Origin of the sequence: Amycolatopsis dongchuanensis, from assembly GCF_039542405.1 — a bacterium.
In the GTDB taxonomy this organism is placed as follows: Bacteria; Actinomycetota; Actinomycetes; order Mycobacteriales; family Pseudonocardiaceae; genus Amycolatopsis_E; species Amycolatopsis_E sacchari.
This window is the reverse complement of record NZ_BAABIB010000061.1, coordinates 110,592-130,824: the sequence shown is the minus strand read 5'-3', so window position 1 is coordinate 130,824 and position 20,233 is coordinate 110,592. Positions and strand designations below refer to the sequence as shown.

Below are 20,233 nucleotides of genomic sequence, written 5' to 3'. Positions count from 1 at the left end.
ACCTCCTGCTCAGGAACCTACATAACCCCTGAGCCACAAAGTCTGACGCGCGACATCCGGTACCTGCGCAACGTGAGCGGGCTGTGGTTGTTGCAGGAATGCCTGCGGGAATGGGAGGTCGAGAGCCTGTCACCGCTGCTCGCGGCGGCTGCGAAACTGCCGCGGCGGTCGGTGGTGGACGTCGACGACCCGCGGTTCCTGCCGCCCGGCGACATGCCGTCGCGGATCGCCGCGGTGTGCGCGGCAACCGGGCAGCCCGTGCCGGAGACGCCAGCGGAGTTCACGCGGTGTGTGCTGGACAGCCTCGCGGAGGCGTACCGGAAGGCGATCGACGACGCGGTCCGCCTGTCCGGCAGGCGGGTGGACTGCGTGCACATCGTCGGCGGCGGGGCGCGCAACGAGCTGCTGTGCCGGTTGACGGCGAACGCGTGCGGGCTGCCGGTCGTCGCGGGCCCGGTCGAGGCGACGGCGCTAGGCAACGTCCTGGTGCAGGCGCGGGCGGCCGGCGCCTTCGGCGGCGGGCTCGGGGACATGCGGGAGCTGCTGGCCAGGACGCAACCGCTGCGGGAGTACCGGCCGGGCTAACGTGGGCCTCCTCAAGATCGAGGAGGCAACACGTGGAACTGATGCGGCTGGGCGAGTTCGGCAGCGAACGGCCGGCGGTGCGGCACGAGGGCGCGGTGTTCGACCTGGGCGGGCTCACCGCCGACGTGACGGGGGACTTCCTCGCTGACGGTGGGCTCGCCCGCGTCGCCGACGCACTCGCCGCCGGTTCACTGTCTACTGTGGACGTCGAGGGGCAGCGGATCGGCGCGCCGGTGGCGAAACCGGGCGCGGTGGTGTGCATCGGGCAGAACTACGCCGCGCACGCCGCCGAGTCCGGGTCGACGCCGCCGGAGCGGCCGATCATCTTCTTCAAGCACCCGAACACGGTCGTCGGCCCGAACGACGACGTGCTCATCCCGCCCGGCGCCGCGAAGGTTGACTGGGAGGTGGAGCTGGCGGTGGTGATCGGCAGGCAGGCGCGGTACCTGTCGTCGCCGGAGGAGGCGCTCGCGTGCGTCGCGGGCTACACGATCGGCAACGACGTGTCGGAGCGCTCGCTGCAGATCGAGCAGTCCGGCGGGCAGTGGTCGAAGGGCAAGTCCGCGGAGACGTTCAACCCGCTGGGCCCGTGGCTGGCCACGGACGTCGAGGACCCGCAGAAGCTGGGCCTGCGGTCGTGGGTCAACGGCGAGCCCCGCCAGGACTCGACGACGGCGGACATGATCTTCACGGTGGCGCAGCTGGTCTTCGACCTGTCGCAGTACCTGGTCCTCGACCCGGGCGACGTGGTGAACACCGGTACGCCGGAGGGCGTGGCGCTGTCGGGCAAGTTCCCGTACCTGCGCCCGGGCGACGTGGTGGAGCTGGAGATCGACGGCCTCGGCCGGCAGCGCCAGGTCTTCCGGTGACGGTCGAATGGCCCGGCCGCCGGCCGCCGCGTCCGCAGTCCGGGTGATGATCGAGCCGCGCGAGGCGGGGTGAGCCCCGATACTGGGGCCATGAACCAGCCGGAGCCGTTGTTCAGCTCGTCCAGGGCCTTCCGCGTGTGGCGTTACGACGTCGAGCACTCGGAGCTCACCCTCCGCGCGGACGACAACCCCGACGAACCGGTCGAGCTGCTCTTCGAGTCCGTCCTGTCCCTGCACTTCGACCAGCTGTCCTTCACCGGCCTGGTGGTCGGCAGGGCCGAGGACGTCGTCCTCAAGAGCCCGACCGTGCGCATCCCGTACCTGACGATCGAACTCGGCACCGCGGGCCACAGCGGGCGGGTCGTGTGCCGCCGGCTGACGTGCGTCGGCGGCACCTCCCCCGACGGCAAGGTCCTCTGGACGGTCTCGGCGCCGCGGCCCCGCTCCCGCCGGGCGGCCGAGATCCCCGCGGTCGAGCAGGCCTAACTGCGGGTGCCCGGGATCACGGGGGACAATGGAGCCCGTGACCCAGACCCTGACGAAGCCCGCACTGAAGATCGGCCCCTGCGAGGTCGATCCGCCGGTCGTGCTCGCGCCGATGGCCGGGATCACGAACGTGGCGTTCCGGCAGCTGTGCGCCGAGTACGGCGCCGGCATCTACGTGTGCGAGATGATCACCGCCCGCGCCGTCGTCGAGCGGCACCCCGGCACGATGCACATGATGACCTTCGCGGCGAACGAAAAGCCCAGGTCGATGCAGTTGTACGGGGTGGACCCGAAGACGATGGCCGAGGCCGTCCGGATCATCGTCGGGGAGGGGCTGGCCGACCACATCGACTCGAACTTCGGCTGCCCCGTCGCGAAGGTCACCCGCAAGGGTGGCGGCGCGGCGCTGCCGTTCAAGCGGCGCCTGTTCGGCCGGATCGTCGCCGAGTCGGTGAAGGCCGCGGAGTCGGCGGGGGTGCCGTTCACGGTCAAGTTCCGCATCGGCATCGACGACGACCACCACACGTTCCTCGACGCGGGCCGCATCGCCGAGGCGGAGGGCGCCGCCGCGGTGTCCCTGCACGCCCGCACGGCCGCGCAGCGGTACTCGGGCAAGGCCGACTGGAGCGCGATCGCCCGGCTGAAGGAGGCCGTGACCAGCATCCCGGTGCTGGGCAACGGCGACATCTTCACCGCGGACGACGCGCTGCGCATGGTCGAGCAGACCGGCTGCGACGGCGTCGTCGTCGGGCGCGGCTGCCTCGGGCGGCCGTGGCTGTTCGGTGAGCTGGAGGCCGCGTTCGCGGGCCGCGAGATCCCGCAGGGCCCGAACCTCGGTGAGGTCGCGCGCGTCCTGCGCCGGCACGCGGAGCTGCTCGTCCAGCACGACGGGCACGACAAGGCCATGCGTGACCTGCGCAAACACATGGCCTGGTACTTCATGGGCTTCCCCGTCGGCTCCGAGCTGCGCCGCCGGTTCGCGATGGTCTCCTCGCTGACCGAGCTGGACGACCTCATCGGCCAGCTCGACCCCGAGGCCCCGTTCCCCGCCGACGCGCTCGGCCCGCGTGGCCGCCAGGGCTCCCCCGGCAAGGTGACGCTGCCGCACGGCTGGCTCGACGACCCGGACGACGACCTGGTCCCCGAGACCGAGGACATGCACTCCGGGGGCTAACCCCGTGAGTTCTGCCCGATATCGGGCAGAAAACTTGCCCCCTACCGCCGCCGCTGGGAATGTCGAAGCATGGACCAGCAGCTGGTGCACCACGTCGCGGGCTCCACGGGGCTGCCCGTACCGGTCGCCGAGCGCGTGATCGCCGACGTCGTCGCGTACTTCAGCGAGACGACGGAGGAGTTCGTGCGCCGGCGGCACGCGGAGTTGCAGCGGCGCGGGCGTAAGAACGCGGAGATCTGGCAGGTCATCTCGGAGGAGCTCGCGCAGCGGCCCGTGGGGGCCGGCGAGCTGACCGAGCGCCAGCTGCGGCGCATCGTCTACGGGTGAGGAAGGCGGAGTATGTGCGGAATCGTGGGGTACGTCGGGGCGCGGGCGGCGACACCGGTCCTCCTGGAGGGCCTGCACCGGCTGGAGTACCGCGGGTACGACTCAGCGGGCCTCGCGGTCGCGGCCAGGAACCGCCTGAAGATCACGAAGGCCGCGGTGCGCGTGGACGAGCTGCGTGAGCTGGTCGAGGAGCAGCAGCCGGCGACGGTCGGCATCGCGCACACGCGGTGGGCCACGCACGGTGAGCCCACGGACGCCAACGCGCACCCGCACGTGGACGGCGCGAAGCGGATCGCCGTGGTGCACAACGGGATCATCGAGAACGCGGGGCGGCTGCGGGACCGGCTGACCGAGCAGGGCGTGGAGTTCACGTCGGAGACCGACACCGAGGCGCTGGCGCACCTGATCGCGGCGGCGCTGGCGGACGGCGCGGAGTCTCTCGAAGACGCCGTGCGCGCGACGTTGCGGGAGGTCAACGGGGCGTACGGGATCGTCGTGCTGGACGCGCAGAACCCGGGCCAGCTCGTGGTGGCGCGCAACGGCAGCCCGATCGTGCTGGGCATCGGCGACGGGGAGATGTTCGTCGCCTCGGACGTGGCGGCGCTGGTGCGGTACACGCAGCGCGTCGTGTACCTCGACGACGGCGAGCTGGCGACGCTCACGCCGGACGATTTCGTGACCAGCACGCTGCAGGCGCACCGCACGGCGAAGACGCCGATGACGGTGGACCTCGACGACGAGGACTACCAGCTCGGCAACTACGCGAACTTCATGCACAAGGAGATCTGGGAGCAGCCGGAGTCGGTGCGGCGGGCGCTGCTGGGCAGGCTCGACGAGCGGTTCGGCACGGCGCGGCTGGGTGGCATCAACCAGGATCCCCGTGCGCTGCGCGGAATCCGGCGGGTGAAGTTCTTCGGCTGCGGTTCGGCGTACTACGCGGGGCAGCTGGGCGCGAACCTGGTGGAGGAGTGGGCGCGGCTGCCCGCGGACGCCGAGCCGGCGTCGGAACTGCGGTACCGCAACCCCGTCGTCGAGGACGACACGCTGTACGTGGCGATCAGCCAGTCCGGTGAAACGGCGGACACGCTGGCGGCGGTGCAGGAGCTGCGGCGCAAGGGCGGCCAGGTGATCGGCATGGTCAACACGGTCGGCAGCGCGATCGCCAGGGAGTGCGGCAAGGGCGTGTTCCTGCACGCGGGCCCGGAGGTCTCGGTCGCGTCGACCAAGGCGTACACGAACATGGGCGTCTGCTTCGCGATGCTGGCGCTGGCACTCGCGCGGATCCGCGATCTGTCCGTTTCGGACGGTTCGAGGATCGTTGCCGGGCTGGACGCGCTGCCGTCGTTGATCACGGAGGTGCTGGCGGCGGAGGACGAGATTTCGGCTGTGGCCAAGGAACACAGCGGTGCGGAGCGGATGTTCTTCATCGGCCGGGTGCGGGGCTGGCCGGTGGCGCGGGAGGGCGCGCAGAAGCTGAAGGAGATCTCGTACGTGCACGCCGAGGCGTACCAGGCGGGCGAGCTGAAGCACGGCCCGCTGGCGCTGATCGAGCCGGCGATGCCGTCGGTGGTCATCGTCCCGGACGACGAGTTGCTGACGAAGAACATCGGCACGATCGAGCAGATCAAGGCCCGCGGCGGCCCGGTGATCGCGGTGACGAACGCATCGCTGCCCGAGGGCCTGGCGGATTCGGTGATCCGCGTGCCGCGCGGTGAGCCGGAACTGGACCCGATCCTGTTCACGATCCCGCTGCAGGTGTTCGCCTACCACCTGGCGCACCACCTCGGCAGGGACATCGACAAGCCGAGGAACCTGGCGAAGAGCGTGACGGTGGAGTAACGACCGACCGGCTCCGGGCGACCCTCTGGCGAGGGGAGCTTGGAGCCGGTGATGCGCATGAGGATCGTTGTCGCGGCAGTGATGCTGGGCGGGCTTGCCGGCTGTACACAGGTGGTTCCGTCAGCCCCGACCGCTCCTCCGCCGGCGGTGACGACGACCGTCGCCACGACCGGCGAACCCACGCCGTCGCCCTCGTCCGCTTCAGCGACCACGAGCAAGCCGAAGCCGAGTAGCAGCAAGCAGAAGACGTCCACGCCGAGGAGGTCCACCCGGCCGGCGCCACAGTACGGCTACCAGTGCCGCGACGGTGACGAGAAGCTGTACTCGGTGTGCGCGGGCCACAAGCAGTGGGTGGAAGGTCAGCTGGAGTACACGAACTGCCTCGACAGCGGCGGTACGTGGGACATCGACGCTCAACGCTGCGTCCGGCCCAGTGCGACCACGCTACGGTCCTCGCCGTGACCGAGCCCGCCTTCGTGACCGAGACCCGCGCCGCGTACGACACCGTCGCCGTCGACTACGCCGAGGTGCTACGCGACCTCCTCGCCCACAGCACCTTCGACCGCGCGATGCTCGGCGCTTTCGCCGAGCTCGTGCCGGAAGGACGCGTCGCCGAGATCGGGTGCGGTCCGGGGCGCATCGCCGCGCACCTGGCGTCGCTGGGGCTCGACGTGTTCGGCGTCGACCTGTCGCCGCAGATGGTCGAAGTCGCGCGGGAGAGGTATCCCGGCCTGCGGTTCGAGGTGGGCACGATGCTCGCGCTCGACCTCCAGGACGCGAGTCTCGACGGGCTCGTGGCGTGGTACTCGATCATCCACACGCCGCCGGAGCGCCTGCCGGAGGTCTTCGCCGAGTTCGCCAGGGTGCTCAAGCCCGGTGGGTACCTGCTGCTCGCCTTCCAGGCCGGTGACGATCACCGCCACCACATCGAGCACGCCTACAACCACGACGTTTCGCTGGACGCGTACCGCCTGTCGCCGGACCGCATCGGCGAGTTGCTGTCGGCGGCCGGTTTCGAGGAAACGGCTCGGTTGCTGCGGAAGCCGGAAGGTTTCGAGAAGACCCCGCAGGCGTACCTGCTGAGCCAGAGGGAGCACTGAACCCGCCTCGGTGCGTACCCTCGGGGCCATGACCGTTTTCCTCGTGACGGCGGCATTCTTCGCCGTGATCCTCGGCGGTCTGCCGTGGCTGGCGTGGCGGGTCCGCCGCACGGGCGTGGGCGCGGGCTTGATGGGCCCGTTCGAGGAGGTCTGGGGCTACCCGGAGGCCCACCGGGCGCGATTCGAGATCGAGATCCAGGCGGAACGCCGCGCCCCGGCCCCGTCCCCGGGTGATCCGCCGGAGTGATCAGGCGAAGTCGGCCCGGTACTTGCTGTTGACGAGGTGGACCCAGGTCGACGCCCAGCCGCTGGAGACGGCGATCTCTTCGATCGCGCCTGTCGGCAGGCAGAGGAGCTTCAGCCGTTCACGCGCCTCGTCCTCGTCGATGCGCTCACGCAACTGCTCCAGCTCGCTGACCACTTCGGCCGTGGAGCGGAACCGCGTCCAGCTGACGTCGTGCTCGCCGGTCCGCAGGATGGCCAGCAGGTCGTCGATCAGCTCGCGGAACGCCATGCTTCGATGCTTCCATGCCGGATTTGCGGTGGGAAGAAGTGAAGAACTTCTTCGACGCCGATTTGATGGGCAGCCTCCCGGACGTGTGGGTGGAGGGCGCGTCCGCCGGGGATTGGCAGGCGGTTTTCGACCTCGTGCGGACCAGCGGGTGGAGCTGGGAGTACCGAGTGGGCGAGGTCATCACGGCGCTTCCCACGCGAGGCGCTGATCCCCGGTGCTGATGGTGAGCTGGGCCAGCTGTCGCCCGAAGGCGACCCGAGCCACCCGGTTCTCGGGTTCGATGCCGCCGCAAACCGTGTGCTGCTGATGGCGGATCCACAGATTGCGAGCGCATGATGTTTTTGAGAGCCTCGGCTTTGCGCCGCACGCTGCCCGACCCATACGCGAGCCCTGAACGGTTCCCGGCGGCGTTGACGTTCGACTGAGCCTATCGGCAGGATCTCGTCATGCGAGTAGGCGTGAACAGACCGGATCGAAGCGAATGAGCGAAAACCTGCTTCACGTCGTCCCCACCGATCCGTTCTGGCGACCCAGCGCTGACGTCGCCGATCGCGCCGCGGCGGTCGTCGCCCGGCTCGTCGCTGTGGACAGTGTGGTGACCGTCGAATTTCACCGAGCGGCCGCCTTCATCCACAGCGGCTCGAACCTCGAACGAGTCGAATGCCCCCACTGCGGCGCAAATCTCGAACGGTGGGCAGACCTCATGCCGGACGACTACGACGACGGCTTCGACGACCTGGCCGTGCGCCTGCCGTGCTGCGGCGCCGACACCTCGCTGGACACCCTCCGCTTCGACTGGCCATGCGCCTTCGGCTGCATCGACATCGCCGCCCGGAATCCCGGCCGCAGCTGGCTCACCGACGACGAACTGGCAACGATCGCCGCTGCACTGGGCCATCGAGTCCGCCAGGTCATGCAACACATCTGACGCCCCACACAGCAGAAGGGGCGCCTCCCGAACCCGGGCGGCACCCCTTCTGACCTGCGAAGAGCGGATGACGGGAATCGAACCCGCGTTCTCAGCTTGGGAACCGTAGCCGGAGCGCAGGAAAACGGGTCTGACCTGCGGTTCTTGATCCGCGCGGGCTACCCCTGTTGACCCTGGTTGACCGGGGCAATTGCTGCGGGCTGCCCCGCACAGGCTCCTGCTGAGGAGGTGCCGCAGGTCCGAGGAGTGCCAAGATGGGCACATGACGATCTTCCGAAAGGACGATGCCGCGTAGGTCCGCAGGCGCGGTACGAGCCGCGCTCCCCAGCCGCCCACGCCGTTACCGGCCGTCGCAGATCCCGGGTCTGTCTCCAGCGGTGCGCGATTACATCGCACGGGTTGAGCCTTCGCCGGGCTGGACAGTTCGGATGCTCGACGAGTGGCGCGAGGCCGCTCGACACGGCCGGCCGGGGACCGACCATTCCGATTGCTGTGGGATGCCGTACTGCCGATCGGAGCTGGACGAGGTCATGCGGCACCTACCTGCGTTAGCCGCCGACCGCTTGAGACGCCTCGTCAACCCGCTGGACCGTGAATATGCGAAGCGCACCCTGCCGTATCCGCTCGCGCCTCTCGGTCTGGCTTGGTGGTACCGGCGATGCCCCGACATCGACCATCGCTGGCCGGACGTCGTAGGAGCGCGACCCAGTGGCGCGCCCTGATGGCCCACGACCGAGGACGACGAAGGCCCAGGTCCGAAGTAGACACCTGCTGACCTGGGCCTTCGCCTCAAGAGCGGATGACGGGAATCGAACCCGCGTTCTCAGCTTGGGAAGCTGATGTTCTACCATTGAACTACATCCGCAGCGCCACAGATCATACACAGCGCAACGCACCCCCCGCACCCAGCCCTCCCTTCTCCTTGACGTGGCCGCCCTGAACTGACAACACTTGTTGTCATGGACGATCCCGAGCTCTTCCGGCAGGGCGGGTTCGCGCTCGCCGCGAGGTTGTTCGGGCCTGGCAACAGCTTCCGCGGCGACGAGGCGCAGGTCCGCCGCTTCCGGGCCTTCGCGCAGGCCGAGGACCCGCTGGCCGACGCGCTCGTCGCGGCGCCCGGCGCGAAACAGGCCTTCGAGGAGGCCCTCGCCCACGGCATCGCACACGTGCAGGACCCGCCGGAGGCCGTGCGCGCGTTCTTCGAGGCCGTCGAGGCCGTGCCGTACTGGCTCGACCACGAGCGCGTCGAGCGGGGCGCCCGCGCCATCACCCGCACCGGGCTGCTCGGGCTCTTCCCCCTCGGCGACATGGCGCTGATGGGCGGCTACCTCGCCTCCCGCGCCACCAAATCCCTCGTCGGCACCGGCGAAATCGAGCACCTCGCCGGGCGGCGGCTCATCGAGACCGCCGCGTGGTGGATCGACGTCACCACGCCCGGCAACCTCCGGCCCCACCGCCCCGGCTACGCCGCCGCCCTCCGCGTCCGCCTCGTCCACGCCCACGTCCGCGCCGCCATGAACCGGCGCCCCGACTGGGACTACGAAGCGTGGGACCGCCCCGTCAACCAGGTGCAGACCGCGGGCACGCTCCTCCTGTTCTCGCTCGTCTTCGTCGTCGGCACCCAGTTCCTCGGCATCCGCTACACCGACCGCGAACGCGCCGACATCCTGCACCTCTGGCGCTACGTGGGCTGGCTCATGGGCGTCGACGACGAGCTGCTGCCCGCCGGCGAGGACGACGCCTGGCGCCTGCTGTGGCTGCTCGCCGCCACCGAGTTCATCCCCGACGACGATTCGCGGCGGCTCGCGAAAGCCCTCCTCGAAACCCACGAGGCCAGCCCCGTCGGCAAGGTCCTCTCCCGCGTCCACTCCGCGATCAGCCGCCTGGTGCTGGGCCGCGACAACGCCGATTTCCTCGGCCTGCCCGACGACCCCGTCGCCCAGGCCGCCGTCCTCGCCGCGGCCGCCGCGAACTTCGCCGCCGAGACCGCCCGCCGCCACATCCCCGGCGCGACGCTCCTGCAGGAGCTCCTCGGCGGCCTCGAACGCCGCCACTACGTCGGCCGGCTGGCGAAAATCGTCCACCTCGACCCGACCTACTCCCGCCACATGCGGGCCGCATAGTGTGAACCCGTGCTGCTGAGTGACCGTGACCTCCGCAAAGAAGTCGAAGCCGGACGCCTCGGGATCGACCCCTTCGACCCCGCCATGGTGCAGCCGTCCAGCATCGACGTGCGGCTCGACCGCTTCTTCCGGGTCTTCAACAACAGCCAGTACACCCACATCGACCCGTCGAAGCAGCAGGACGAGCTGACCTCGATGGTCGAGAAGACCGGAGACGACCCGTTCGTGCTGCACCCCGGCGAGTTCGTGCTCGCCTCGACGTTCGAGCTGGTCACGCTGCCGGACGACCTCGCGGGCCGCCTGGAGGGCAAGTCCTCCCTCGGCAGGCTCGGGCTGCTCACGCACTCCACCGCCGGGTTCATCGACCCCGGCTTCTCCGGCCACATCACGCTGGAGCTGTCCAACGTCGCGAACCTGCCGATCACGCTGTGGCCCGGCATGAAGATCGGCCAGCTGTGCCTGTTCCGCCTGACCAGCGCGGCCGAGTTCCCGTACGGCTCCACCGAGGTCGGCTCCCGCTACCAGGGCCAGCGCGGCCCGACGCCCAGCCGCGCGTACCTCAACTTCCACCGCGTCGACACCTGGCGCTAGGACACCCACTCGACGCGGTGGTCCCACAGCCAGCGCTGCTCGTCCCGGTTCGGGTCCTTGAGCGCCCGTGCGATGAAGAAGTCCCGCAGTAACCGGCCCACCGGTCCTGGCGCCTTCTGGTCACCGTTGCGCTTCCCCTGCGCCACCACGGCTTCCACGCGTTCCCGGCGCAGCGACTCGTACTCCGCGAACGCCCGCTCCACGTCCGCCGCGTCGCGGAGACAGCGCCCGAGGGTGACCGCGTCCTCGATCGCCATCGAGGCACCCTGACCGGAGGCGGGGGACGCGGCGTGTGCGGCGTCCCCGATGATGATCATCCGGTTGCGGTGCCACGTCGGTACCCGAGGGAAGTCGTACGTGGCCCACGGGGCGTAGATCTCGGGTGTCGCCTCGATGAGGCTGCGTGCCGGGGTGCGGTCGCGGGCGAACAACCGCAGCAGTTCCGCGCGCCACTGCTCCGGCGTCGCGTCGGGGACCTCGTCCGCCGCCGGGTTCGCGAACCACCAGACGTCGCCGTCGGGGTTCAGCACGTACCCGAGGAAGCACCGCCTGCCGAACACCATGTGCATGACGCCGGGTTCGGTGTCCACGGGGACGCCCCGCGCGATGCCGCCGGTGTTCAACAGGCCGACGTAGCGGGCCTCCGGCGCCCGCGGGTCGATCAGCCGCCGCACGCGTGAGCGCAGGCCGTCGGCGCCGATCAGCAGGTCACCCTCGGCCTCGGTGCCGTCGGCGAACCGGGCTCGCGGGCCTTCCGCGTCCACCAGCCGCTTGCCGTACTCGATCCGGATGCCCCGGCGCGCCGCTTCGTCCCGCAGCGTCACGTACAGGTCCGAGCGCGGCACCGTCCGCATGCCCGGCGACTCGAACTCGCCCAGCAGCCGGGAGTTGCCGTTCTGCACCACCATGCGGGGGGTGGCGAAACCGTGCACCACGTCCCGGATGCCCAGCGCTTCGAGCCCGTTCATCCCGTTGGCGGCGAGGCTCAGGAAGGCGCCCACTCCCTCGGCCGTTCTGTCATACGCCTCGTATACAACCGGTGTGAAACCGGCCTTGTCCAGGGCGATCGCGGTGACCGTGCCCGCGATGCCACCGCCGATCACGAGTGCTCGCACCATGTCTTTCCTTCCATCGAAAAGTTGCAAAGTCATTAGTTCGATCGAAAGAAAGGATGCGTTAGGCTCTGCTGCGTGTCAAGCGAGCGGGAAGAACTGGTGGCCAGGCTGATCGACGCCTCGCGGGCGCTGTCGACGGAGACGGTCATGTTCCACACCGCCATCGCCGAGCGGCAGGGGTTGTCGGCGGTCGAGACGAAGGCGATGGACTACCTCGCCCGGTTCGGTCCGCTGACCCCGAAGCAGCTCAGCGAGCGGTCCGGGCTCGCGCCCGCGTCGGTCACCGCGCTCATCGACCGGCTCGAGCGCAAGGGCACCGTGAAACGGACGCCCCATCCGCGGGACCGCCGCCGGCTGCTGGTGGAGCTGAACCCGGAGTACGCGCGCTCCATCGCGCCGCTGTGGGACCACCTGATCCAGCAGGTGCGGGAACTCTGCGCCACCTACAGCGACGAGCAGCTCGCGCTGGTAGCGGACTTCACGGTCGAGGCGGCACGAATCACCCACGAAGCCGCCGCACGCCTGACAGATCGCTGACCTGGGTGAACCATCTCACCCGGTGGTCCGGTATGGACTGGACCACTCTCCTGGTTGGCCCCTTTCGGAGGCACAACCAAGGAGGCAGGGGACATGAGCGTGCCCACGACCGGGGAGCGAGCCGGTCAGCAACATCTCGCCCACGTGGTGTTCATCGCCGGGGCGGCCGCGGTCGGCGGCTTCCTGTTCGGCTACGACAGTTCCAACATCAACGGTGCCGTGCTCGGCATCCAGCACCACTTCGAGGTGGGCGACGGCGTCACCGGCCTCACGGTCTCCAGCGCGCTGATCGGGTCCGCGGTCGGCGCGTGGTTCGGCGGGCTGCTGTCCGACCGCATCGGGCGCATCCGCACGATGCAGCTCGCCGCGGTGCTGTTCCTGGTCAGCGCACTAGGCGCGATGTTCCCGTTCAGCGTGTGGGACCTCGCGATCTGGCGCGTTGTCGGCGGGATCGCGATCGGCGTCGCGTCGGTCATCGGGCCCGCCTACATCGCGGAGGTCGCGCCACCCGCCTACCGCGGACGGCTCGCGTCACTGCAGCAACTGGCGATCGTGCTGGGGATCGGCGTTTCCGCGCTGGTCAACTGGGTCATCAAGGACCTGGCGCCGGTCGGGGCCGACGGTTCGCACGACCTCAACGGCTCGCTGGGCGGCATCGAACCGTGGCAGTGGATGCTCGGCGCCGCGGCCGTGCCCGCCATCGTGTACTTCGTGCTCGCTTCGGTGATCCCCGAATCGCCGCACTACCTGCTGTCCATCGGCAAGACGGCCAAGGCGCGCAAGGTGCTCGCGCAGGTCGAGGGCGGTGACGTCGACGCGAAGCTGGAGGACATCCGGCGCGGCCTGCGGGTCGAGAAGCGCTCGAAGGTCCGCGACCTGGTCGGCGGGAGGTTCGGGCTGCTGCCGATCGTGTGGGTGGGCATCGCGCTCGCGGTGTTCCAGCAGTTCGTCGGCATCAACGTGATCTTCTACTACTCCGACACGCTGTGGCACTCGGTCGGCCAGAACACCGACTCGCTGCTGATCTCGATGGTCAGCCCGGTCATCAACATCATCGGCACCTTCATCGCGATCGCCTTCATCGACCGCGTCGGCCGCAAGCCGCTGCTGCTCATCGGTTCGGTCGGGATGGCGATCGGCCTCGGCGTCGCCGCCATCGCGTTCGGCAACGCCGAGACCGTCGACGGGGAGCTGAGCCTGCCGGGGGCGTGGGGACCGGTCGCGCTGGTGTTCGCGAACGTCTTCGTGATCTCGTTCGCCCTGTCGTGGGGCGTGATCCTGTGGGTCATGCTCGGCGAGATGTTCCCGCTGCGCATCCGCAGCGCCGCGCTCGCCGTCGGCACCGCCGCGAACTGGGTCGCCAACTGGGCCGTCACGGTCAGCTTCCCGAGCATGGCCGCGTGGAACCTGGCGACGACGTACTGGATCTACGCCGCCTTCGCGCTCCTGTCCATCCCGTTCGCGCTGAAGTTCGTGCGGGAGACCAAGGGCACCGCGTTGGAGGACGTGGCCTGAGAAAAGGGCGGGCGCCCGAGGGTGCCCGCCCTTTCCGCATCAGGCGTTGGTGCGACGACGCTTGAGCGCGTAGCCGCCGCCGAGGACGAGCAGACCACCGGCGACAGCCAGCGACACCATCGGCACGATCTCGGTCGTGACCTGGTTGGAGGTGTCGTTGGTCGGGTCGGTGTCGATCTCGTTGGACTTCACGACCGCCGAGTTGTAGAGCGTCTTCACGCTGCCGTCGGCGATACCCGAAACCTCGATCACCGCGCTGTCACCCGCGGCGAGTTCGCCGCCGGTGCAGGCGAGGTCCAGACCAGTGACAGTGCAGCCCGGGGTCGTCGTGGTGATGTTGGTCAGGCCGGCGGGCAGCCGGTCGTTCACGGTGTAGCCGGTCGAGTTGCCGGGGCCGTGGTTGGTGACGATCAGCCGGTACGTCACGAGGTCGCCGGGCGCGGCGGATGCCGGACCCTCCTTGGCGAGGCTCAGGTCCGTCTTCTGCCCTGTGTTGGTCAGGGTGCAGGAGATGTCGTCACCCGGCTGCGGGGAGACCTGCACGCTGGTGCCGGTGCCCGAAGGCAGGGGCGTGATGCTGCCCGTGGTGGCGTTGGTGCAGGACCAGGACTGGTCGTAGTTACCGGTCAGGCCGGTCTCGCCAAGCGTGTAGCCCTGCCCGGCCGCACGCGGCAGGACGGTCAGCGCGCCGGTGGTGGCGGTGTTCGACAGGCCGGTGCTGGCCGTGCCCACGGTCGCGCCCTCCGGCGAGGTCACCGAGATGTCGAACGAGTCGTTCGCCTGGCGGCGGTCCGTGATCTGCTTGTTCAGCGTCAGCTTCGAGGTCTGCACCGCGAACGCGACTGCTTCGATGCCCGCGGTCGACCGCAGGGTCTGGGAGAACGGTGGCGGTGCTCGCCTGACAGCCCTGCGCCCCGGAAACCGAGGCCACCTGGTTGATCGGCTGGTTCGACGTCCACGTGATGCCTTCGGCGGACGAAGTGTTCTCGGCATCGGCACCCACCAGCGCGTAGCCGCTCACGCGCGCGCCGCCGTGTAGACGCTGTTGCCCATCGCCGACGCAGTTCCGTTGGTCGGCACGGCGAAGGCCGCCACCGGAATGTTCGTGCTGGTCGCGGGCCGGTTCACGATGTTGAACGTCATCGTGTAGCCGCCTGGCAGCGTCACGCTCATGTCCTGGCCAGCGGCCGTGTGCGCCTGGGTGTCGTTGTAGGCGCTCATGTCCAGCCAGCACAGCGTGGAGGCGCTGGGCCCGCCGGTGCCGTAACCGCAGCCGACCGGGGCGTCCGCGGCCGAGGCCGGTGACGCGCCTCCTCCTGCTGGAGGATGCGGGCAAACGGAGCAAGCAGATTGGGCCGTTCGAGGGGTCGGGACCGTTACCGTTCGGTGATAATTTCTGGCCTCGTGCCCGTCCCCCATCCCCGGCTCAGACCCGTGCTCGTCGCGTTCGGCGTGCTCACCGGCGTCGCCCTCGCGGCAGGCAGCCTGCTCGTCACCCGCGAGCACCAGGAATCCACGCTGCAGGTGGCGCTCACCGACGCGACCGCGCGCCCGACCAGCACGGTCCACCACCCGTCGCCGACCAGCCCGACCACGTCGGCGCCGACGACGAGTTCTCCCGCGCCGTCCAGCACTTCGGCGTCCCCCGCGCCGAGCACGACCAGCTCCCCGCCCTCCCCGAAGTCCTCGTCCAGCCCGAAACCCTCGACGAGCAGCAAGGCTCCGACGTCCAAGGTGGCCCCCGACACCTCGGTCGCCGGGCAGGTCCTCGCGCTGGTGAACCAGGAACGCGCGAAGGCCGGCTGCGGTGCGCTCGCCGAGGACAGCCGCCTCGACACCGCCGCGCAGAAGTTCAGCGAGGACATGTCCGCGCGCGACTACTTCGCCCACAGCACGCCCGAAGGCGTCACGTTCGACCAGCGGATCAAGGCGGCCGGCTATCCCAGCCCGGCCGCCGAGAACATCGCGAAGGGGTCGACCACCGCGGCCCAGACGATGCAGATGTGGATGAACTCCGACGGGCACCGCCGGAACATCCTCAACTGCTCCTACCAGAAGCTGGGCGTCGGGCTCGACAAGGACGGCTGGTACTGGGTTCAGGACTTCGGGTTCTGACGCACCCGCTCGACGATCGCCTTGGTGTCCACAGTGGACGGAAGGGTGCCGAAGGCGATGCCCCAGTCCCCGCCGAGGCGTGAGGCGCAGAACGCGTCGGACACCGCGGCCGGGGCGTGCCGCACCAGGAGTGAACCCTGCAGCACCAGCGCCATCATCTCGACCAGGCGGCGGGCGCGGAACTGGAGCTCCTCCGGGTCGGACAGCTCCTTGCGCAGCCGGGCGGCCGCGTCGTCGAGCCGGGCGTTCGCGCCGGCGGCCAGTTCGACCTCGCCGAAGAAGGCGTCCACGGTTTCCGGCTGCTTCGCCATGGCGCGCAACGCGTCCAGCGCGGCGACGTTGCCCGAACCCTCCCAAATGGACAGCAGCGGTGCCTCCCGGTACAGCCGCGGCATGCCGGAGTCCTCGACGTAACCGTTGCCGCCCAGGCATTCCAGCGCCTCCGCCGTGTGTGCGGCGCCGCGCTTGCACACCCAGTACTTCGTCACGGCGAGCGCCAGCCGCCGGAACGCGGCCTGCTCGGGATCCGCGGTCGCGCCCGCGAGCCGCAACGCGACGACGGTCGCGGCCTCGGACTCGACGACCAGGTCGGCCAGCACGTTCGCCATCGCGGGCTGGTCGACGAGGTTCGCGCCGAACGCCCGGCGGTGCGCGGCGTGGTGGGTGGCCTGCACGACCGCCTGGCGCATCAGGGAAGTGCTGCCGAGCACGCAGTCGAGCCGGGTGTTGTTGACCATCTCGATGATGGTCGGCACGCCGCGGCCCTCCTCACCGACGAGCCAGCCGACCGCGCCGTCGTACTCGATCTCGGACGAGGCGTTGGACTTGTTGCCCAGCTTGTCCTTCAGGCGCTGCAGGAAGATCCGGTTGCGGGTGCCGTCGGGCAGCACGCGGGGCAGCAGGAAGCACGACAGGCCGCCCGGCGCCTGCGCGAGCGTGAGGAACACGTCGGACATGGGCGCCGAGGTGAACCACTTGTGCCCGGTGAGCACGTAGCTGCCGTCGCCGTTCGGCGTCGCCGTGGTGGTGTTGGCGCGGACGTCGGAACCGCCCTGCTTCTCGGTCATCGACATGCCCGCGATGAGGCCGCGCTTCGTGCTCGGCACGCGCAGGCCGAAGTCGTACTCGCGCGAGGCGAGCAGCGGCTCGTACACGGCGGCGAGTTCGGGGTTGTAGCGCAGGGCGGGAACGGCGGAGTAGGTCATCGAGATCGGGCAGATGTGCCCGGCCTCGGCCTGGTTCCACACGAGCAGCTTCGCGGCGCGGGCGACGTGCGCGCCGGGCCGGTCGTCGCGCCAGGGGGCGGCGTGCAGCCCGTGCCCCACGGCGACCTGCATCAGCTCGTGCCACGCCGGGTGGAACTCGACCTCGTCGATCCGGTGGCCGTACCGGTCGTGGGTGTGCAGCTTGGGTGGGTTCTCGTTGGCCTGGCGGCCCCATTCCTGCCCCTGCGCGCTGCCGGCGAGGCGGCCCAGCTCGTGCACCTCGTCCTCGGCCCAGCCGCCGCCCTCACGGCGCAACCCGTCCAGCAGGGCCGCGTCGTCGGCGACGTCGTAGTCCACCAGCGGGGGGACCTGGTTGAGCACCTCATGCGTGTCGGGCATCGGAACCTCCTAGTGCGCGCAGGACGAACGTGCGCAGCTCGGCGACTGCGCCGGTGTGGTCGGTGGTGAGCGGGCCGATCAGGACCTCGGTGGCGGCGCCGACGAGCGCGGCCGCGGTGAGCACGGAGTCCTGCGGCGGCAGCAGCCCCGCGCGGACCCCCTCGCGGATGTGCTCCGCGGCGACGTCGCGGAACACGCGACGGAAGACGATGCGCTCCGCCTCGACCGGTGGGTCGACGGGCTCGGCCAGCAGCGCGTACGCGCGGCGCGGCGCCTTCAGCGCGCGTACGGCGAAGGTCTCGAAGAGGGCGACGACGCGTTCCGCCGGGGTGCCGGGCTCCGCGGCGGCGGCCTTGACGGCGTCGACCTCGTGGTTCACGACGTTGCGGAACAGTTCGACGACCAGCTCGGCCTTGCCGGGGAAGTGTTTGTACACGCTGCCGGTCGCGACCCCGGCCCGTTCCGCGACGGCCGAGACGGAGCACGCGGCGTACCCGCGCTCGGCGAGCAGCTCGTCGGCGGCGTGGAGGATCGCGGCGCGCTGGGCGTCCAGCCGCGCCTGGACCTGGGGCGTGCGTCGGTAGGGCACGCAAGAAGTGAACCACTGATTCACGCCTTCAGGCAAGGTGCCTGGAGGAGAATCGGGGCGTGCTGGAGCGGACGCCGGAGTTCTGGGACGCGCAGGCCGCCACGTTCGACGAGCAGCCCGACCACGGGTTGCGTGACCCGGCGGTGCGGGCGGCCTGGGCCGGTGTGCTGTTGCCGCTGCTGCCGGTGGCGCCGTCGTCGGTCGTCGACCTCGGGTGCGGTACGGGAAGCCTTGCCGTGTTGCTCGCCGGGGCGGGGCACGGGGTCCTCGGTGTGGACCTGTCCGCCGGAATGGTGGCGGCCGCTGAGGCGAAGGCCCGGAGCGCGGGCGTGCCGGCGGAGTTCCGCCGGGGCGACGCCTCCCATCCGCCGGTACCACCCGCGTCGTGCGACGTGGTCCTGGCGCGGCACGTGGTGTGGGCGCTGCCGGACCCCGCAGCGACCGTCGGCCGGTGGGTTCGGCTGCTGCGTCCCGGCGGCCTGCTGGTGCTCGTCGAGGGCCGGTGGAAGACGGGAGGCGGCTTGACGGCCGCCGAGTGCCAGTCACTCGTCCTCGGCCATCGGCGGCACGCTGCCGTGCGGCCGCTGCCGGACCCGGCCCTCTGGGGCGGCCCGATCGAGGACGAGCGCTACCTGGTGCTCAGCGCCTCCTGACGCTCCTACTGCTGCCCGCCATACCGCGTCGCGGCCTCGCCGTAGCGGGCCAGGACCGCCGCGCGCAGGTCCGGGTCCGTCCGCGGCACCGGCTCGATGAAGACCTCGCTCACGTCCGGGTACCGCTCCCGCAGCTCACCGGCCAGTCGGACGCACGCGCGCTCGACGTCGGCCACGTGCAGCGAATCGTCGAAGTCCACGCGGGCGCACACCAGGATCAGGTCGGTCCCCAGCAGCATCGTCTGCAGGTCGACGACCGCCTCGATCTCCGGGGCGTCCCGCAGCAGCTCACGGATGCCGCGCACCACCACCGGGTCGGCCTGCCTGCCGATGAGCAGCCGCAGGTTGGTCAGCCCCAGGCTCCACGCCACCACCGCCAGCAGCAGCCCGATCAGGATCGACGCGAGCCCGTCGTACAGCGACGAGCCGGTGAGCTGGTGCAGCAGCAGCCCCAGGAACGCCAGCACGAGCCCGATCAACGCGGCCGAGTCCTCGAAGAACACCGACTTCGGCGCGGGGTCGTCGACGAGCCGCAGGTACTGGGCGATCGACCGCTCCTGCTCCCCGGACTCGCGCCGCACCTGCCGCATCGCCTGCAGCCACGAGATGCTCTCCAGCACGAACGCGATCGCCAGCACGACGTAGCCGACGATCGGGTTCTCCTGCTCCTCGGGCTCGCCGAAGACCGTCGAGAAACCCTCGTAGAACGAGAACATCGCGCCCGACGCGAAGATCGACACAGCGGCCAGCAGCGACCAGAAGTACCGCTCCTTGCCGTACCCGAACGGGTGTACGAGATCGGCCGGTTTGCTCGACCGCCGCAGCGCCGTCAGCAGCAGGATCTCCGTCATCGTGTCCGCGACGGAATGCGCCGCCTCGGACAGCAGTGCCCCGGAACCGGTGAGCACGCCCGCGATGGCCTTGAGGATCGCGATGGCCAGGTTGACCGAACCCGCCAGTACGACGGTGACCGTGCTCTCGCCCTTGGGGGACTCGCCCTGCTCGCTCACCGGCCGATCTTAAAGCCGTTGCAGACCATCCAGCACGCGACGCATGAGCGCCATCGGGGGCCTGCCCTCCGCCGTGCGCTCGGTGCCGTGGATGTGGAGCAACCCCAGTTCGGCCATATCGGACAGCAGTACGCGGGCCACGCCGAGCGGGATCGACAGCGTCGCCGCGACCTCGGCGACCGACACCGTCCGCTGGCACACCGCCCGCACCGGCTGGTACTCGCTGTTCAGCGCCGTACCGGTCCAGCGGGCGTCGGCCCGCACGTTCACCAGCGTTTCGAGCGCCAGCTCGTAGGTGGACTGCGTGCGGCCGCCGGTCAGCACGTACGGGCGGACGCGGGGGCCGGACGCGTCCTCGGACGCCACCTGGTCGTCGAACCGCGGCAGCCGGGGCGCCTCGGCGACGGGCTCGTCGAACTCCCCGGCGAAACGGGCACCGGCACGGGCGATCGCCGGCTTGTCAGCCGGTCCACCGCCAGCGGGTACACCCATCTCTCGCCCCAATTCGCGCAGGTCGAACTGCCTCGCGGACACCTGCGGCTGCGAGAGAACAAGGATA

At 70.2% G+C, this 20,233-nt stretch carries 26 protein-coding genes and 1 tRNA gene; 17 read left to right on the top strand and 10 right to left on the bottom strand.

The window, feature by feature from the left end; all coding sequences use genetic code 11:
• The 9 genes from ABFX51_RS14090 to ABFX51_RS14050 all read left to right on the top strand — a co-directional run.
• Positions 1–585: FGGY-family carbohydrate kinase (locus ABFX51_RS14090; RefSeq protein ID WP_346053910.1), on the top strand; the 585-nt coding region annotated here is incomplete at its 5' end.
• A 32-nt stretch (positions 586–617) separates the two neighbouring features.
• Positions 618–1,454 (top strand): fumarylacetoacetate hydrolase family protein, encoded by an 837-nt coding sequence (locus ABFX51_RS14085; protein ID WP_091507999.1) that lies wholly within the window; start codon positions 618–620, stop codon positions 1,452–1,454.
• A gap of 90 nt (positions 1,455–1,544) precedes the next feature.
• Positions 1,545–1,940: a hypothetical protein gene (locus tag ABFX51_RS14080; protein WP_091508002.1), complete on the top strand. Its 396-nt coding sequence runs from the start codon at positions 1,545–1,547 to the stop codon at positions 1,938–1,940.
• 28 nt (positions 1,941–1,968) lie between these two features.
• Positions 1,969–3,114 carry a tRNA dihydrouridine synthase DusB gene (dusB, locus tag ABFX51_RS14075; RefSeq protein WP_091508005.1) on the top strand — a complete coding sequence of 382 codons (1,146 nt, stop codon included), beginning with the start codon at positions 1,969–1,971 and terminating at the stop codon, positions 3,112–3,114.
• Between the two features lie 69 nt (positions 3,115–3,183).
• Positions 3,184–3,441 (top strand): hypothetical protein, encoded by a 258-nt coding sequence (locus ABFX51_RS14070; RefSeq protein ID WP_091508007.1) that lies wholly within the window; start codon positions 3,184–3,186, stop codon positions 3,439–3,441.
• A gap of 12 nt (positions 3,442–3,453) precedes the next feature.
• Entirely contained in the window at positions 3,454–5,280 is a 1,827-nt protein-coding gene (gene glmS, locus ABFX51_RS14065; RefSeq protein ID WP_091508010.1) for a glutamine--fructose-6-phosphate transaminase (isomerizing), read from the top strand.
• A 147-nt stretch (positions 5,281–5,427) separates the two neighbouring features.
• Positions 5,428–5,742, top strand: a complete 315-nt coding sequence (locus ABFX51_RS14060) for a hypothetical protein (RefSeq protein ID WP_091508012.1) — start codon at positions 5,428–5,430, stop codon at positions 5,740–5,742.
• A complete protein-coding gene (locus ABFX51_RS14055) occupies positions 5,739–6,380 on the top strand; it encodes a class I SAM-dependent DNA methyltransferase (protein WP_346053909.1) in 642 nt (213 codons plus the stop codon). Before ABFX51_RS14060 ends, ABFX51_RS14055 begins: the two co-directional genes overlap by 4 nt.
• A 28-nt stretch (positions 6,381–6,408) precedes the next feature.
• On the top strand, positions 6,409–6,627 hold the full coding sequence (locus ABFX51_RS14050) for a hypothetical protein (RefSeq protein ID WP_346053908.1): 219 nt from the start codon (positions 6,409–6,411) through the stop codon (positions 6,625–6,627).
• Here ABFX51_RS14050 and ABFX51_RS14045 read toward each other — a convergent pair whose 3' ends face one another.
• A complete protein-coding gene (locus tag ABFX51_RS14045) occupies positions 6,628–6,894 on the bottom strand; it encodes a hypothetical protein (RefSeq protein ID WP_346053907.1) in 267 nt (88 codons plus the stop codon).
• 14 nt (positions 6,895–6,908) lie between these two features.
• Between ABFX51_RS14045 and ABFX51_RS14040 the strand changes: the two genes are divergently transcribed.
• Together ABFX51_RS14040 and ABFX51_RS14035 are read left to right on the top strand one after the other, a co-directional pair.
• Complete coding sequence (locus ABFX51_RS14040) at positions 6,909–7,115, top strand: hypothetical protein (RefSeq protein WP_346053906.1); 207 nt, start codon at positions 6,909–6,911, stop codon at positions 7,113–7,115.
• Positions 7,116–7,375: 260 nt separating this feature from the next.
• The gene (locus ABFX51_RS14035) at positions 7,376–7,822 is read left to right on the top strand and encodes a hypothetical protein (RefSeq protein ID WP_346053905.1); all 447 of its coding nucleotides are present in this window, start codon (positions 7,376–7,378) and stop codon (positions 7,820–7,822) included.
• A 794-nt stretch (positions 7,823–8,616) separates the two neighbouring features.
• Here the strand turns inward: ABFX51_RS14035 and ABFX51_RS14030 are convergent.
• Positions 8,617–8,687 (bottom strand) — tRNA-Gly (locus ABFX51_RS14030).
• Between the two features lie 94 nt (positions 8,688–8,781).
• Here ABFX51_RS14030 and ABFX51_RS14025 point away from each other — a divergent pair.
• Both ABFX51_RS14025 and dcd read left to right on the top strand, forming a co-directional pair.
• Positions 8,782–9,945 carry an oxygenase MpaB family protein gene (locus ABFX51_RS14025; protein WP_091508046.1) on the top strand — a complete coding sequence of 388 codons (1,164 nt, stop codon included), beginning with the start codon at positions 8,782–8,784 and terminating at the stop codon, positions 9,943–9,945.
• Positions 9,946–9,954: 9 nt separating this feature from the next.
• Positions 9,955–10,536 (top strand): dCTP deaminase, encoded by a 582-nt coding sequence (gene dcd, locus ABFX51_RS14020; protein WP_091508049.1) that lies wholly within the window; start codon positions 9,955–9,957, stop codon positions 10,534–10,536.
• Here dcd and ABFX51_RS14015 read toward each other — a convergent pair.
• On the bottom strand, positions 10,533–11,654 hold the full coding sequence (locus ABFX51_RS14015; protein WP_091508052.1) for an FAD-dependent oxidoreductase: 1,122 nt from the start codon (positions 11,652–11,654) through the stop codon (positions 10,533–10,535). The genes dcd and ABFX51_RS14015 overlap by 4 nt on opposite strands.
• A 72-nt stretch (positions 11,655–11,726) precedes the next feature.
• Between ABFX51_RS14015 and ABFX51_RS14010 the strand changes: the two genes are divergently transcribed.
• On the top strand, positions 11,727–12,188 hold the full coding sequence (locus ABFX51_RS14010) for a MarR family winged helix-turn-helix transcriptional regulator (protein ID WP_091508053.1): 462 nt from the start codon (positions 11,727–11,729) through the stop codon (positions 12,186–12,188).
• A 93-nt stretch (positions 12,189–12,281) separates the two neighbouring features.
• Positions 12,282–13,703, top strand: a complete 1,422-nt coding sequence (locus tag ABFX51_RS14005; protein WP_177228722.1) for a sugar porter family MFS transporter — start codon at positions 12,282–12,284, stop codon at positions 13,701–13,703.
• Positions 13,704–13,742: 39 nt separating this feature from the next.
• Here the strand turns inward: ABFX51_RS14005 and ABFX51_RS14000 are convergent, their stop codons facing one another.
• From ABFX51_RS14000 to ABFX51_RS13990, 3 genes are all read right to left on the bottom strand, one after another.
• A complete protein-coding gene (locus ABFX51_RS14000) occupies positions 13,743–14,534 on the bottom strand; it encodes a DUF11 domain-containing protein (protein WP_346053904.1) in 792 nt (263 codons plus the stop codon).
• A 186-nt stretch (positions 14,535–14,720) separates the two neighbouring features.
• Entirely contained in the window at positions 14,721–14,924 is a 204-nt protein-coding gene (locus ABFX51_RS13995; protein ID WP_091508058.1) for a hypothetical protein, read from the bottom strand.
• 155 nt (positions 14,925–15,079) lie between these two features.
• Complete coding sequence (locus tag ABFX51_RS13990) at positions 15,080–15,436, bottom strand: hypothetical protein (protein WP_342743498.1); 357 nt, start codon at positions 15,434–15,436, stop codon at positions 15,080–15,082.
• A gap of 1 nt (position 15,437) precedes the next feature.
• Here ABFX51_RS13990 and ABFX51_RS13985 point away from each other — a divergent pair, with 1 nt between their 5' ends.
• Entirely contained in the window at positions 15,438–15,818 is a 381-nt protein-coding gene (locus ABFX51_RS13985; protein ID WP_342743499.1) for a CAP domain-containing protein, read from the top strand.
• On the opposite strand, the gene ABFX51_RS13980 is transcribed toward ABFX51_RS13985, so the two are convergent.
• Positions 15,800–17,422, bottom strand: a complete 1,623-nt coding sequence (locus ABFX51_RS13980) for an acyl-CoA dehydrogenase family protein (protein WP_346053903.1) — start codon at positions 17,420–17,422, stop codon at positions 15,800–15,802. The two genes, ABFX51_RS13985 and ABFX51_RS13980, sit on opposite strands and share 19 nt — an antisense overlap.
• Complete coding sequence (locus ABFX51_RS13975) at positions 17,406–18,011, bottom strand: TetR/AcrR family transcriptional regulator (RefSeq protein WP_091508066.1); 606 nt, start codon at positions 18,009–18,011, stop codon at positions 17,406–17,408. The genes ABFX51_RS13980 and ABFX51_RS13975 overlap by 17 nt, the downstream gene beginning before the upstream one ends.
• A 59-nt stretch (positions 18,012–18,070) precedes the next feature.
• On the opposite strand from ABFX51_RS13975, the gene ABFX51_RS13970 reads away from it, so the two are divergent.
• Positions 18,071–18,664, top strand: a complete 594-nt coding sequence (locus tag ABFX51_RS13970) for a class I SAM-dependent methyltransferase (protein WP_091508069.1) — start codon at positions 18,071–18,073, stop codon at positions 18,662–18,664.
• A gap of 5 nt (positions 18,665–18,669) precedes the next feature.
• Here ABFX51_RS13970 and ABFX51_RS13965 read toward each other — a convergent pair whose 3' ends face one another.
• Both ABFX51_RS13965 and ABFX51_RS13960 read right to left on the bottom strand, forming a co-directional pair.
• Positions 18,670–19,674, bottom strand: a complete 1,005-nt coding sequence (locus tag ABFX51_RS13965; protein WP_091508071.1) for a cation diffusion facilitator family transporter — start codon at positions 19,672–19,674, stop codon at positions 18,670–18,672.
• 9 nt (positions 19,675–19,683) lie between these two features.
• Complete coding sequence (locus ABFX51_RS13960; RefSeq protein ID WP_091508074.1) at positions 19,684–20,166, bottom strand: DUF742 domain-containing protein; 483 nt, start codon at positions 20,164–20,166, stop codon at positions 19,684–19,686.
• Between the last annotated feature and the right edge of the window lie 67 nt (positions 20,167–20,233).

What these genes read in the sequence shown, in the direction of transcription:
- ABFX51_RS14080 (WP_091508002.1), top strand. Translation starts at nt 1,545, where the DNA reads ATGAACCAGCCGGAGCCGTTGTTCAGCTCGTCCAGGGCCTTCCGCGTG.
- dusB (WP_091508005.1), top strand. Translation starts at nt 1,969, where the DNA reads ATGGAGCCCGTGACCCAGACCCTGACGAAGCCCGCACTGAAGATCGGC.
- ABFX51_RS14070 (WP_091508007.1), top strand. Translation starts at nt 3,184, where the DNA reads ATGGACCAGCAGCTGGTGCACCACGTCGCGGGCTCCACGGGGCTGCCC.
- glmS (WP_091508010.1), top strand. Translation starts at nt 3,454, where the DNA reads ATGTGCGGAATCGTGGGGTACGTCGGGGCGCGGGCGGCGACACCGGTC.
- ABFX51_RS14050 (WP_346053908.1), top strand. Translation starts at nt 6,409, where the DNA reads ATGACCGTTTTCCTCGTGACGGCGGCATTCTTCGCCGTGATCCTCGGC.
- ABFX51_RS14045 (WP_346053907.1), bottom strand. Translation starts at nt 6,894, where the DNA reads ATGGCGTTCCGCGAGCTGATCGACGACCTGCTGGCCATCCTGCGGACC.
- ABFX51_RS14040 (WP_346053906.1), top strand. Translation starts at nt 6,909, where the DNA reads ATGCCGGATTTGCGGTGGGAAGAAGTGAAGAACTTCTTCGACGCCGAT.
- ABFX51_RS14035 (WP_346053905.1), top strand. Translation starts at nt 7,376, where the DNA reads ATGAGCGAAAACCTGCTTCACGTCGTCCCCACCGATCCGTTCTGGCGA.
- ABFX51_RS14025 (WP_091508046.1), top strand. Translation starts at nt 8,782, where the DNA reads ATGGACGATCCCGAGCTCTTCCGGCAGGGCGGGTTCGCGCTCGCCGCG.
- ABFX51_RS14015 (WP_091508052.1), bottom strand. Translation starts at nt 11,654, where the DNA reads ATGGTGCGAGCACTCGTGATCGGCGGTGGCATCGCGGGCACGGTCACC.
- ABFX51_RS14005 (WP_177228722.1), top strand. Translation starts at nt 12,282, where the DNA reads ATGAGCGTGCCCACGACCGGGGAGCGAGCCGGTCAGCAACATCTCGCC.
- ABFX51_RS13995 (WP_091508058.1), bottom strand. Translation starts at nt 14,924, where the DNA reads ATGAGCGCCTACAACGACACCCAGGCGCACACGGCCGCTGGCCAGGAC.
- ABFX51_RS13980 (WP_346053903.1), bottom strand. Translation starts at nt 17,422, where the DNA reads ATGCCCGACACGCATGAGGTGCTCAACCAGGTCCCCCCGCTGGTGGAC.
- ABFX51_RS13960 (WP_091508074.1), bottom strand. Translation starts at nt 20,166, where the DNA reads ATGGGTGTACCCGCTGGCGGTGGACCGGCTGACAAGCCGGCGATCGCC.